At 39.3% G+C, this 12,408-nt stretch carries 10 protein-coding genes; 8 read left to right on the top strand and 2 right to left on the bottom strand.

Annotated features, from left to right (window positions below; translation table 11 throughout):
- Positions 1–700: 700 nt before the first annotated feature.
- On the bottom strand, positions 701–982 hold the full coding sequence (locus QFZ73_RS00605) for a COG4315 family predicted lipoprotein (RefSeq protein WP_307261872.1): 282 nt from the start codon (positions 980–982) through the stop codon (positions 701–703).
- Positions 983–988: 6 nt separating this feature from the next.
- Positions 989–2,071 carry a beta-propeller fold lactonase family protein gene (locus QFZ73_RS00600; protein WP_307261870.1) on the bottom strand — a complete coding sequence of 361 codons (1,083 nt, stop codon included), beginning with the start codon at positions 2,069–2,071 and terminating at the stop codon, positions 989–991.
- Between the two features lie 788 nt (positions 2,072–2,859).
- Between QFZ73_RS00600 and QFZ73_RS00595 the strand changes: the two genes are divergently transcribed.
- From QFZ73_RS00595 to xsc, 8 genes are all read left to right on the top strand, one after another.
- Entirely contained in the window at positions 2,860–4,602 is a 1,743-nt protein-coding gene (locus QFZ73_RS00595) for an alkaline phosphatase D family protein (protein WP_307261868.1), read from the top strand.
- 70 nt (positions 4,603–4,672) lie between these two features.
- Positions 4,673–4,885 carry a twin-arginine translocase TatA/TatE family subunit gene (locus QFZ73_RS00590; protein ID WP_063233420.1) on the top strand — a complete coding sequence of 71 codons (213 nt, stop codon included), beginning with the start codon at positions 4,673–4,675 and terminating at the stop codon, positions 4,883–4,885.
- 147 nt (positions 4,886–5,032) lie between these two features.
- Positions 5,033–5,734 (top strand): twin-arginine translocase subunit TatC, encoded by a 702-nt coding sequence (tatC, locus tag QFZ73_RS00585; protein ID WP_285847424.1) that lies wholly within the window; start codon positions 5,033–5,035, stop codon positions 5,732–5,734.
- A gap of 614 nt (positions 5,735–6,348) precedes the next feature.
- A complete protein-coding gene (locus QFZ73_RS00580; RefSeq protein WP_307261862.1) occupies positions 6,349–6,981 on the top strand; it encodes a YitT family protein in 633 nt (210 codons plus the stop codon).
- 373 nt (positions 6,982–7,354) lie between these two features.
- Positions 7,355–8,767, top strand: a complete 1,413-nt coding sequence (locus tag QFZ73_RS00575; RefSeq protein ID WP_251437304.1) for an amino acid permease — start codon at positions 7,355–7,357, stop codon at positions 8,765–8,767.
- Positions 8,768–8,945: 178 nt separating this feature from the next.
- Complete coding sequence (locus tag QFZ73_RS00570) at positions 8,946–9,401, top strand: hypothetical protein (protein WP_307261860.1); 456 nt, start codon at positions 8,946–8,948, stop codon at positions 9,399–9,401.
- A gap of 103 nt (positions 9,402–9,504) precedes the next feature.
- Complete coding sequence (gene phnX / locus QFZ73_RS00565; RefSeq protein WP_307261858.1) at positions 9,505–10,335, top strand: phosphonoacetaldehyde hydrolase; 831 nt, start codon at positions 9,505–9,507, stop codon at positions 10,333–10,335.
- A gap of 174 nt (positions 10,336–10,509) precedes the next feature.
- Positions 10,510–12,273, top strand: a complete 1,764-nt coding sequence (xsc, locus tag QFZ73_RS00560; RefSeq protein ID WP_307261856.1) for a sulfoacetaldehyde acetyltransferase — start codon at positions 10,510–10,512, stop codon at positions 12,271–12,273.
- Positions 12,274–12,408 lie beyond the last annotated feature (135 nt).

Raw genomic sequence — 12,408 nt, 5'->3', positions numbered from 1 at the left:
ACACAGCAGAAATATTAGGTTGTCATGACAATTTAAATGAATCGTTGATATTTGAAAACTCACACCATTCATAAACTTAAAAAAGATAGATTGTTTGTTATTAAATGCAGAACATAAAAGAAAGATTCGAAAAAAAAGGCATCCATTCATTTTGGATGCTTTTTAATTGGGGGAAAGAATGTGATCAAAATGACCCTAACAATTTGTTCTACTGCACAATTCCAACAAACAAAATAAAAAGTAGAAAACTAGACTAAGAAGCATTAGGTAAGAAGGGATGATCATTTTCATTAGATATATTACAGAAAAATTAGTCACCAGTACTAGAAAAAAATACGAGGTGATTAAGTACTAGAAATATTCTGCATGAACTATACAGTGATTATTAAGCCACCTAGAAGGTGGCTTTGAATTTCTTAGATTTTTATTCAAGAATAAGAAACTATTATTAACAATCTTTATTCAACAGCAACAGCTTATTCGATTTGGTATAACGGTACTTCATTAATAATCAGTTTTTGTATAAGGGGTTCTCGGTAGTTTTTCACGGAAAATATCCGCTATGCAAATTCCAGAATAAAAAAGTGACATTTATTATACCCTAGGAGCATTATTTGTAAAACAAACCTATTTTTCTTCTGTTCATTATATGAATGTTTTTTTTTGAGTTTTCTATCTTTTTGTGCAAAACTAAACTTAATTATTCCTCAAAAACCTTTTTTCCTAAAACAAACCAGACATTATTGACGCCTTGTCCATTTATATCACCTGCCTGCTTATCTTTCACAAAGTAATAAAGTGGAGGCCCTTTATACGTTGTTTGCTTTTGTCCGTCATCTCTTATGATTGTTTTAAACTCTTTTTTGTCGAAACCTCTAGTGGTGATGATGTTATCTGCATGGAAAGTCGGCCAAATTTCACTACATTGACCTTTGCAATTACTGACGCTAGAATCATCTTTTGTGAAATAATAAAGTGTCATTCCATCTTAGTCTGCTAAATATTTCCCTACTTTGTCTGATCTTAGCGTTTTAAGCTTGTCCTTTTTTGACTCATCCTGAATTATATCCGTGATGGAGAAGGTTTTAACATTCACACGCGCAATAGAGAGATCGCGATTTAATACATAAGCCCGTTCCCCGTCGTGGCTAAAGACAATTGCTTGTCTTGGTTCGTTGAAACCGTCAATTGTTTTAACTACACGGTGGTGATCGGCGATATTGATTACGTCGATCGTATTGTCAGTTTTATTGCTTGCAAAAAGTAGCTTGTTATCAGGCGAAAGAGCAGCACCATATGGCTCACGCCCCACTTTGATTTCACTCTTTATATTGCCGTCTAGGGTATCAACTGCAGAAATGCTGTTACGTCCGCTGTTCGCGGCATACAATGTACTTCCATCAGCGGTGATCGAGATTCCGCGAATCATTGAGAATCCTGATATTTCACGAATAATTTTCTGTGTTGCGGCTTCAACGACGGTTACTTTATCTCCTTGAAAGTTCGTGACAAAGATGTATTTTCCATCTGGAGAGACTTTAATGCCTTGTCTTGGTTGGGCGAAACCGGTAACGACTGCCATCGGCTTTCGTTTTTCCAAATCCACGACAGTGACGGAACTGTGTGCTTGATTGTTCACATACAATGTCTTTCCATCAGGGCTGACAGCAGTCCCGAATGCACCTGGACCAACGACGACTTCATCTTTCAAGGTGAAGTTTTTTGTTCTGTAAAAACGAAGCATGCCGAGCGTGCTGTCTGAGACGACAAACTCTGAGCCTCCATCAATAAACACAATATTTCTCGGTGAAACAAAGCCGTCGATCTTTTTGCGCAACTTGCCCTTGGTAAGATCGTAGACTAGGACGGATTGTTCACGGCTATCTGAGACAACCGCTATTTGCTCATCCGGGCTTACGGCAAGGGAATTGTTGGTGATGTGGCTGTCAAAGCCTGTCTCTGACACTTGGATTTTACCTTTAGTAGAAGAAGCACCAATTACATTTGGTAGAATAGCCATAAATAGTAAGGCGATAATCCATACAATATTAAACTTCATTTTTTTCAACATTTCTTCACCTCGTTAAATATTTTTCTTGTAATTGTTAAAATACATCCATTAAGCCAGATAGATGTACAGGAGATTCGAATACCTGTTAATATGCTGGTTTCTTAACCACCTTCCTTTTGAAATTTTTTTAATCAAATCGGAATTTTACTCCTTTCACTATAAATAAACGTATAGAGGAGAATATTGGTTTGATTATTAATAAAAATTTTGCGGTTCAGTAGAGTGAATTGTATTGTCCCCATTTTAATTCGAATTTGATATGGTGATAAACTCTTTACAAAATTTGACCAAAAATGATAATTGAGTATTGCAACTCTGAAGAAAGTTAATGTCAAGCGAAACAAACAAATACTCGGTATCAGCAAAGAGTGCTGATTATTGGGAAAAATCAGAAAACTAGCCAACTTGTTTAGGGTACGAAAATGATTCGCAGATCAAAGGGAATCAAAATTAAACGATAATCGTATCCTTCGGTTTTTAAATAGCATGATCACATATATATGAAGCATTAATTGCTGCATCCTATTCGAGCTTAAACCCAGTTATTTGTAACGATTAAATAAATGATTCATTAAGAGAAATAGGATGAAAGACTGTCGGTAAATGTAAAAGTTTGTAGGTCTATGTAAATGTATGAGTGGATCGAATCCCTTTTTGTGTTCAATGGGGACCATTAGTCCTGCATGAAAAATCCTAATTGGAAATTTATTGATTTACACTTCTTCATACACCTTTAAAAATGGCCTTCTATACTTGAACCAGATTCAAATAATAGGAGGGAAAGATCAATGAATAATGAAAGAGCAATGGATGATTTAATTAAGAATTGGAGCGAATTGGGTAAGAATATGGACCGCCGAAACTTTATCCAGGGGGCAAGCAAGCTTGCCGGACTTTCATTAGGTCTTGCCCTTGCCCAATCAATGGGCGGGATTGAAGTGAATGCTGCCCCGAAATTCAGTGATTATCCATTTACTCTAGGAGTAGCTTCAGGTGATCCGCTCTCGGATAGTGTAGTTTTATGGACAAGGTTGGCACCTGATCCGTTGAATGGCGGAGGAATGCCAAAAGAAGCCATTTCCGTTAAATGGGAAGTGGCAAAGGATGAGAATTTCAGAATGATTGTCCAGCAAGGCAAGGAAATAGCCAGGCCGGAACTTGGCCACTCCGTTCATGTGGAAGTAAGCGGGTTAAAACCTGATAATGTCTATTTTTACCGTTTTAAAAGTGGTGGGGAAGTAAGTCAGACTGGGAAAACGAAAACACTTCCGCCAGTAGGTTCAAGTGTTTCGAGCTTGTCATTCGCGTTTGTTTCATGCCAGCAATTTGAGCATGGTTATTATACGGCCTATAAACATTTGGCAAAAGAAGATCTGGATATTGTATTTCACCTTGGCGATTATATCTATGAATATGGCCCAAATGAATATGTTGCTTCTACAGGTAATGTCCGTGTACATAGTGGTCCGGAGATCATCACGCTTGGGGATTATCGAAATAGATACGCACAATACCGCTCTGATACCCATTTAAAAGCGGCACACGCAGCTTTCCCATGGGTCGTGACTTGGGATGATCATGAAGTTGAAAACAATTATGCAAATGTCATCCCGGAAAAAGGGCAATCGGTTGAAGCGTTCATCAAGAGAAGGGCAGCGGCTTATCAGGCTTACTATGAGCATATGCCCCTTCGTAAATCGTCTTTGCCTAAGGGAGCGGATATGCGGTTATACCGAAATTTCACTTATGGCGACCTGGCCTCTTTCTTTGTATTGGATTCACGTCAATACCGGGATGATCAGGCAAACGGCGATGTCAGTTCACCGCAAACGCCTGAGTCACTTGATCCGAAGCGGACATTACTAGGTCCAGAGCAGGAACAGTGGCTAACTGACAATCTTTCAAAATCAAAAACGAAGTGGAATGTACTGCCTCAGCAGATTTTCTTTTCACAACGGAATTATGGAACACCTACCGCTCCCAAATTCAGCATGGATTCTTGGGATGGTTACCCGGCTGCACGCGATCGTTTGATTGATGTAATCAAAAGAAACAACCTGGAAAATCTGGTCGTGTTGACCGGTGATGTACATGCAAGCTGGGCAGCCGATTTAAAGTCGGATTTCGATGATCCAAATTCCAAGATTTTCGGTGTGGAGTTTGTCGGCACTTCCATCACATCCGGTGGAAATGGTGCGGATAAGCGTGCGGATACGGATAAAATACTAAGTCAGAATCCACACATAAAGTTCTTTAATGATTACCGGGGATATGTCCGATGCAAAGTAACACCAGAACAATGGAAGGCGGACTACCGTGTAGTCCCATTCGTGACAGAACCAAGTGCGGATATATCGACCAGAGCATCCTTTGTTTTTGATAAGGATCAATCAGGGCTGAGAAAGGTTGCATCAGCAGCGGTTACGGAAGGTGTACAAAAAACGAACGAAGTTGAGGAAGATCGGACACGTGCCCATAATCGCGCACATGAAAAACAAAGAATGAACAGTCGGGGGAAAGTCACTAATTGATAGGGAACTATAATGATGCTTGACAAGGAAATTGTGAAGAAAAATGAGAATATCAAAGGAGTGAATAAGAATGCTTTCAAATATAGGGATACCCGGTCTGGTAATCGTCCTCGTGATTGCACTGATTATTTTTGGACCGTCCAAGCTGCCGGAAATAGGCCGTGCATTTGGCCGGACATTATCCGAATTCAAAAGTGCCACCAAAGGATTGGTGAATGATTCAGAAAAAGAGGATGAAAACGAGAATAAAGCTGCGTTAAGAGCTGTTAAAAAAGAGGGATGAATTAAATGGGATAGAGCGGGCGGAAAGACTCGCCTGCTTCTTTTCATGAGAAGAGTTCGAGGGGAAGCGCTATTTTCAATATGGTAAGGAAATATCTAAAAAGGAGGAGTGAAAGTGGAGAGTAAGGATTTACATGTTATAGAGCATATGGAGGAACTTCGAAGCAGAATCATTAAAACACTGATAGGTTTTCTTGCTTTTTTCATAGTGAGTTTCATATTCGTACAGGATATTTATGAACTGCTCATTAAGGATTTAGAAGGAAAGCTTGCCGTGCTCGGTCCGAGTGAGATCCTGTGGGTATATATGATTATCGCTGCGGTTTGTGCAATAGCTGCAACGATTCCGCTGGCAGCCTATCAGTTATGGCGTTTTGTGGCTCCAGCGTTGAAACCGGAAGAGAGAAAAGTTACATTTCGGTTCATACCAGGGCTGTTCATTCTATTCATCACAGGTATCTCATTTGGATATTTTGTGTTATTTCCAATAGTGCTGGGTTTCCTCACTTCCCTATCGGCTGGGCAGTTCGAGATGATGTTCACCGCGGAAAAGTATTTTCGGTTCATGATTAATTTGATCTTACCTTTCGGGATTTTATTCGAAATGCCGCTTGTGGTCATGTTCCTGACCAGATTAGGAATCATCAATCCAACAGTGTTGAAAAAGTCTCGTAAGATTTCTTATTTCGTCCTGGTCATCATCTCGATCCTGATTACACCTCCAGATATCATTTCGGACATTTTGGTTATCGTCCCTTTGCTTGTGCTTTATGAAGTGAGTGTACAGCTGTCCAATATGGTTTATCGTAAAAGGCTTATGAAAGATGAGTCAGCATTACCTATAACATGAAATGGTAACTGACAATTTTCAGGAAAAACATTTCTTGGGAAATAGTTAAGGGGACACTGAAAAGTTGAGGGGCATACCCCTCAACTTTTTTATTGCGGAATAATACTTGATGGAAATAATTAGGGTGATCACTTACATTTCCCTGCTTACCTAAACCGTTTTCTTCTCTATTTTGTCAGTTTTTTTGATGTCGAACCAAGTCTATTGAAGCGAGCAATAAAAAGCCATCTCCTTTTACTACCCTGTGGGAATTTAGTTCATTCATTCATATAAATCAAAGGTTGTGGATACGTTTCTAGGAAATAATAAGTTACATAAGTTGTAAAAAAATCTGCAATGCCTAAATGGTTATATAGTAAACATGAACCTCCTCAAGTTTAAGGGGGATGTTTTATTTTATTTTTTTAGAAGGAGAGAGGATTCAGGTTAGCGAATATTTTGTAATCACTTGAACAAAAAAATGCATTCTACGTAAAATCATTCAAAAATATCGAAAGGTAAAAGGTCCGAAAAAATTGGAGTAAGAGATGAATGTGGATCGTATGGTTCAAGTATAAATATATATTTAGGGGGGAAAGCATTATCAAAACATCGAAAGGGATGGTGAGGATTTTATGAAGGATTTATTGAAAATTATCGCAGGAAACATTTCCATGACCTTTGCCTATGCTTATTTAATCGTTCCCAATGAAATTATTAATGGCGGGGTAACTAGCTCGGCGTTATTATTGAATGCATTATCGGGTTATAACATTGCCATGCTAGCCAATTTAGTAACAGGATTACTGTTAATCATTTGTTTAGTTTTTCTAGGGAAAGAGTACTTTTTAAAGTCGATTGTAAGTTCCCTTAGCTATATGGTTTTTTTCAATTTTTTTTATTCATTGAATATTAATTTTGATATGAATATTGTATTAGTGATTATCATTTCGTCGATTTTGATAGCGATCGGATATTATTTATGTATAACAGCAAATGCTTCCACTGTTGGTTTTGACGTGATCGCCTTAATTTTACATCATAAAAATGAAAAAATAGATATTGCAGCGACAATCAGGATTATTAATCTTATCGTACTGATATTGGGCCTTCTTGTTTACGGTTATACATCGATTGTTAAGGGAATTGCGTTTACACTTTTATTTTCATACCTTTTAAAGAAAATGCTGGATAGGAAGCAGAAGGCCGTAAAGTCAGCTGTGGAAAGTGTGTTGGATGAAACCTCCAAGTTTAAAGAAGTAAAATGAATAAAATAGCAGACTTAATGGACACCGTTTGTTTATTTGAAAATTTCCATTTTGTTATCTAAATATTCTGATTTTTAAATTGACTTTAAAAAAGTCAGAGTGTATTATACACATAGAAAGTGGTACTAACATCATGACGTAGTGATGTTAAATCTGCTTTGAATTTCAAAATAGCCTTAAGGAAGGAGGACTAGTGATATAGAATCTTAAGTTAATAGCGTCATCTCCTGTGTTGTTTTTAAAATGCCATGTTTCCAAGTTCCCACTATCTTTGTGAAAGTGTAAAGGACAGGCAGCTGAAAAGCCTTGTTTTTACATTCAAGTAGCGATTATCTTAGTTGATTCCCCAAAATATTGAAAGTTGGTGGAGGGTATGAAACATCAACAGGAAGAACTGAAACCAGGTCTGAAACAAAGACATTTAACGATGATATCTTTGAGTGGTGTCATAGGCGCTGGTTTATTCGTAGGAAGCGGTATCATTATTGGTCAAACGGGCCCCGGGGCGATATTATCATATGTTTTGGCAGGCTTGATCGTTGTTTTAGTCATGAGGATGCTTGGGGAAATGGCCACAGTGAATCCCAATACTGGATCTTTTGCCGTTTATGCAAGAGAGGGGATTGGTGAATGGGCCGGTTTTACAACAGGTTGGTTATATTGGTTCTTTTGGGTTATCGTAATTGCTTTGGAAGCAACAGCGGGAGCTGCGATCATACACAGCTGGCTTCCTTCCGTACCCGTTTGGGTCATAAGTCTATCATTGATTATCCTATTGAAACTGACGAATATTTTTTCCGTAAAATCGTTTGGTGAGTTCGAATACTGGTTTTCAATCATTAAAATAATCAGTATCATACTATTTTTGTGCTTGGGTGTGGCAGTGATATTAGGGGTTATTCCAACGATAAAACCACCTGGTGCTTCCAATCTTTTGAATTTCGGCGGGTTTATTCCAAATGGGCTAAGTTCTGTGCTTGTTGGAGTCGCAATTGTTTTTCATGCATTTGTTGGAGTGGAAATTCCAGCTATTGCCGCGGGTGAGACCAGTGATCCGGTTAAGTCAGTTAGAAGTGCATTGAATAGTGTGGTTTGGCGAATCCTGATTTTCTATATTGGGTCCATCGCAATACTAGTGACGCTATTACCCTGGAATTCGGCTTCTTTGCTGAAAAGTCCATTTGTTGCCGCACTTGAAATGATGGGAATCCCTTCTGCTGCCCTGATCATGAATATAGTGATTCTCATTGCATTGCTTTCCTGTTTGAATTCGGGATTATATACGAGTTCACGCATGTTATTCTCACTTGCACAAAAGGGTGACGCTCCAAAGTTATTTTCAAAAGTAAGCAAGAACGGTGTCCCTATAGTAGCTGTAGTCGGCTCTACTTTATTTGCCTTTATCAGCACCATTTTCAGTTATGTTTCACCTGATAAAATCTTTTTCTTTTTAGTCAATTCATCGGGTGGAGTCGGAATTCTTGTTTATCTGGCCATTGCGGTTTCCCATCTGCGATTAAGGAAGAGAATGGAGAAAGAGAATCCCGGAATTTTCAAGATCAAAATGTGGTTATTCCCATATTTGACATATGCAACGATAATTTCCATGGTTTCCGTGTTAATATTAATGGCATTTATCGATTCGCAGCGACCACAGTTTATCTTTACCATGCTATTTAGCTTGATCGTTATCTGTTCATTCTTTTTCATTCGGCGAAAAAAAGCGAAGTATATGGAGAATGAATTAAATATTGTTTCTGGTTCCCCTAATTCTGAAAAGTTATAGCTTTGGCTCTATACCAATGATTTAGTTTAAGGTAATGCTTCGTTTTATTTCTATGGAATTCCTCAGACAAATTCTTCAATCACTAATCAGCTAGAATATGATTTCCCATAGAAAAAGAGAGTTGTGCCAACAAGTGCTTGGTGACATCTGTCTTTTAAATCATGAAGGAGGGATTATGTTGAATGGTTTCCGTGTAATGACTAGTAGGGTTGACCTTGGAGCCATATTGCTGTCAGGCTGCAACAATTCAGCTGAATCGGACGAGGCTCGACAAGAAAAAAGTCCAGTCATGAATGAAAATCCGGATTCAAATACGGGTGAAACCCAAAATGCAGAGGTTATTAAAAAAGGTGTCGGCGATGTGATTCAATCCATAAAAGGGTTGGAATCAGAAATTAGTACGGAGGCGGATTCAGAGCAAATTCAAGAAATGGGAAAAGAGATCAGTTCTACTTGGGATTCGATAGAAAAGCAAGTGGAAGATGAATACCCCGAATGGTATGAAAGGATTGAGAAAAACCTTTACCCATTAATTGGGGAGTCAGGGAATCCGGATAAGGACCTTGAAAAGATTAAACGACTCTCTGAAGCTACTAAAGAAGATTTACAGTTATTTTTGGAAGAAGTAAAATGAATTCTCTTTATACCCGTTATCACCAGGAGGGGATTTATGGGTTTAACAGGTTTAGCAAGTTTGGTGATTTTGGAGGAGGTAAGGATGAGGAGGGGAACTTAGATTGGAAAGTGCAAAAGAATGCAAAGAGGTTCAGGCAGTGATATTTGATTGGGCAGGAACTACGGTGGATTATGGTTGTTTTGCACCGGTCCAAGCATTTGTCGAGATATTCAGGATGAGGGGGATAGATATTACAATTAAGGAAGCAAGGGAACCTATGGGTTTATTGAAAATGGATCATATAATGGAACTCCTGAAAATGAAACGAATCTCCAATTTATGGATTGCTAAATTCGGGAAAGAACCGGACGAAAGAGATCTAAAATCATTATATAAGGACTTTGAGGCTTTGCTTTTTAAGGTTCTTAAGGAGACTGCCAAGCCAATACCAGGCGTAATTGAATTAGTCGGCCGTTTAAGGCAGCAAGGAATAAAAATCGGTTCGACAACAGGGTATACTCGTGAAATGATTGATGTTGTTAGAGAAGAGGCGAAAAAATGGGGATATCAACCAGATTCCATCGTTGCGTCTACCGATGTGCCTACAGGAAGGCCTGCCCCTTGGATGTGCTTTAAGACGGCGATGAATCTCCAAGTGTATCCACTCAGCAAAATCGTTAAAGTCGGCGATACGATCAGTGACATCAAAGAAGGCATATCTGCGGGAATGTGGACTGTTGCCGTATTGAAAGGCGGCAGTGAAATCGGCCTTTCAGAAGCAGAAATCAACGAAATGGACCCATATGATCTGCAAAAACGGATGCAATATGCAGAAAACCGTTTTTTGAATGCAGGTGCCGATTTCGTAATTGATGAAATAGGCGATTTATTGGAGATCATCGATAGGATCAACTACAGATTGACAGAAAAAAAGGATATATTCATTGGTTAAAAAAGATTCAAATACATGGGTTAGTGATTATGATGGTCAGAGATTTTAAATAAATTCAAAATATTCAATTTATTCATTGACTGTTACACCTGATGGTAGTATTATACATCTTATAACTGGTACGGACGTTGCAACGTCATTATCAGAAATAAATATAATTAAGGAGAATGTGCTATGGTCGAAACAAAAATGTTAAGAGGAACGAAAGTTAAAATGACACCAAGTGAAGCCATCGTTGAGACATTAGTGGCCGAGGGAGTTAAACATATCTCGGGAATTCTGGGATCTGCTTTCATGGATATGCTTGATTTATTGCCAACTGCAGGCATTCGTTTCATTGGTGTCCGCCATGAACAAAGTGCAGCACATATGGAAGATGCCTATTGTCGTGTCTCTGGTGTTGCAGGAGTTGTCATCGGGCAAAACGGACCTGGAATGACGAATATGGTCACCTCTGTTGCAGCGGCCAATCAAGCTCATACTCCTATGGTGGTCATATCACCTTCAGCTGGTACACCAACAGTTGGATGGGATGGTTTTCAAGAATGTGATCAGGTTTCCATCTTCAAGGCAATCACGAAAGAAACGGTTAGAGTGACACACCCAGGCCGGGTCGCTGATTGCCTTAGGACAGCATTTCGGATTGCCTATGCCGAGAGGGGACCTGTTTTATTCGATATCCCCCGTGATTACTTCTATGGTGAAGTGGAAGATCAAATACTTCAACCACATCAGTATCGCGTAGATGAAAGGGGCTGCGGATCTTCTGCATCCTTGGATAGAGCGGCTGAAATTTTAGCAGAGGCTGAGTATCCTGTCATCATTTCCGGTAGGGGAACGGTTGATTCAGATGGCATTGAGGAAATTAAGAATATTGCAGAATATTTAACAGCTCCGGTAGCTGTCTCCTATATGCATAATGATGCCTTTCCTGCTGATCACCCATTGTCAGTCGGCCCAATCGGTTACATGGGTTCAAAGGCTGCCATGAATACACTTAAGAAAGCGGACGTCATATTGGCGGTCGGTACAAGATTATCGGTATTTGGAACGTTACCATGCTATGACATTGATTATTTCCCTAAAGATGCGCAAATCATCCAAATAGATATTAACCCAAGGCAAATAGCGAGGACGCACCCTGTGGAAGTCGGGATCATCGGAGATGCCCGTGAAGCGAGTCGTGAAATCTTGAAACGCTTGAAGGCTGGTAAACCTAACCTAAAACAAGAAAAAGGGCGGATAGTCGAAGTAACGAATGAAAAACAAAAATGGGAAGAAGAATTGGTGAAACTTGCGATGATTGATGGAACCCCGATCAATCCGCGGCGAGCCCTACTGGAATTGACTAAAGTGTTGCCTGAAAATGCCATCGTTACTACAGATATCGGTAATGTATCGTCAACTGCAAACGCTTACTTGAAATTCAATCAGAGCCGCAGGCATATCGCTGCGCTTACATTCGGGAATACGGGATTTGCTTACCCATCCGCACTAGGTGCCAAATTAGCTGAGCCGAATACGCCTGTTATAGCCATTGTTGGAGATGGCGCATGGGGCATGAGCTTACATGAAGTGAGTACGGCCGTAGAAGAAAACATACCTGTTATAGCATGTGTCTTCAATAATAATGCATGGTGCGCAGAGAAAAAGAATCAGGTCGATTTTTATAATAACCGTTTTGTAGGGGCTGATATCCAAAATCCTGATTTTGCAGAAGTTGCCCGATCTATGGGTGCTGTTGGTATAAGAGTGGAAAAACCCGAGGAGTTAGGTTCTGTCATTGAAAAAGCAATAAAATCAAACAAACCGACTGTGATTGATATACAAGTGGATGGAACACAATTAGCTCCTCCATTTAGAAAAGATGCATTAAAAATGCCTACTAGATTATTAGAAAAATATTCTCATTTAGATCATAAAAACTGGGATAAATAATGGTGTGAAAAGAGTGATATGACTTGTGCGATGACTTGGTGAACTATTTGGGTCATCGCACCATCACCAATTCGCTCTAAAAGATCTGTAACAGCATGGGAACTTAACTTAATTGCATTCAATGAAAAATAAGGG

It is taken from the genome of Peribacillus sp. V2I11, from assembly GCF_030817135.1.
GTDB classification, from domain to species: domain Bacteria; phylum Bacillota; class Bacilli; order Bacillales; family DSM-1321; genus Peribacillus; species Peribacillus simplex.
This window is presented reverse-complemented; position numbering and strand designations above follow the sequence as displayed.

Bases quoted from the DNA above. Each gene is read 5' to 3' on its own strand.
- QFZ73_RS00600 (WP_307261870.1), bottom strand. From the start codon at position 2,071: ATGTTGAAAAAAATGAAGTTTAATATTGTATGGATTATCGCCTTACTA.
- tatC (WP_285847424.1), top strand. From the start codon at position 5,033: ATGGAGGAACTTCGAAGCAGAATCATTAAAACACTGATAGGTTTTCTT.
- QFZ73_RS00575 (WP_251437304.1), top strand. From the start codon at position 7,355: ATGAAACATCAACAGGAAGAACTGAAACCAGGTCTGAAACAAAGACAT.
- QFZ73_RS00605 (WP_307261872.1), bottom strand. From the start codon at position 982: ATGACACTTTATTATTTCACAAAAGATGATTCTAGCGTCAGTAATTGC.
- QFZ73_RS00595 (WP_307261868.1), top strand. From the start codon at position 2,860: ATGAATAATGAAAGAGCAATGGATGATTTAATTAAGAATTGGAGCGAA.
- QFZ73_RS00580 (WP_307261862.1), top strand. From the start codon at position 6,349: ATGAAGGATTTATTGAAAATTATCGCAGGAAACATTTCCATGACCTTT.
- QFZ73_RS00590 (WP_063233420.1), top strand. From the start codon at position 4,673: ATGCTTTCAAATATAGGGATACCCGGTCTGGTAATCGTCCTCGTGATT.
- xsc (WP_307261856.1), top strand. From the start codon at position 10,510: ATGGTCGAAACAAAAATGTTAAGAGGAACGAAAGTTAAAATGACACCA.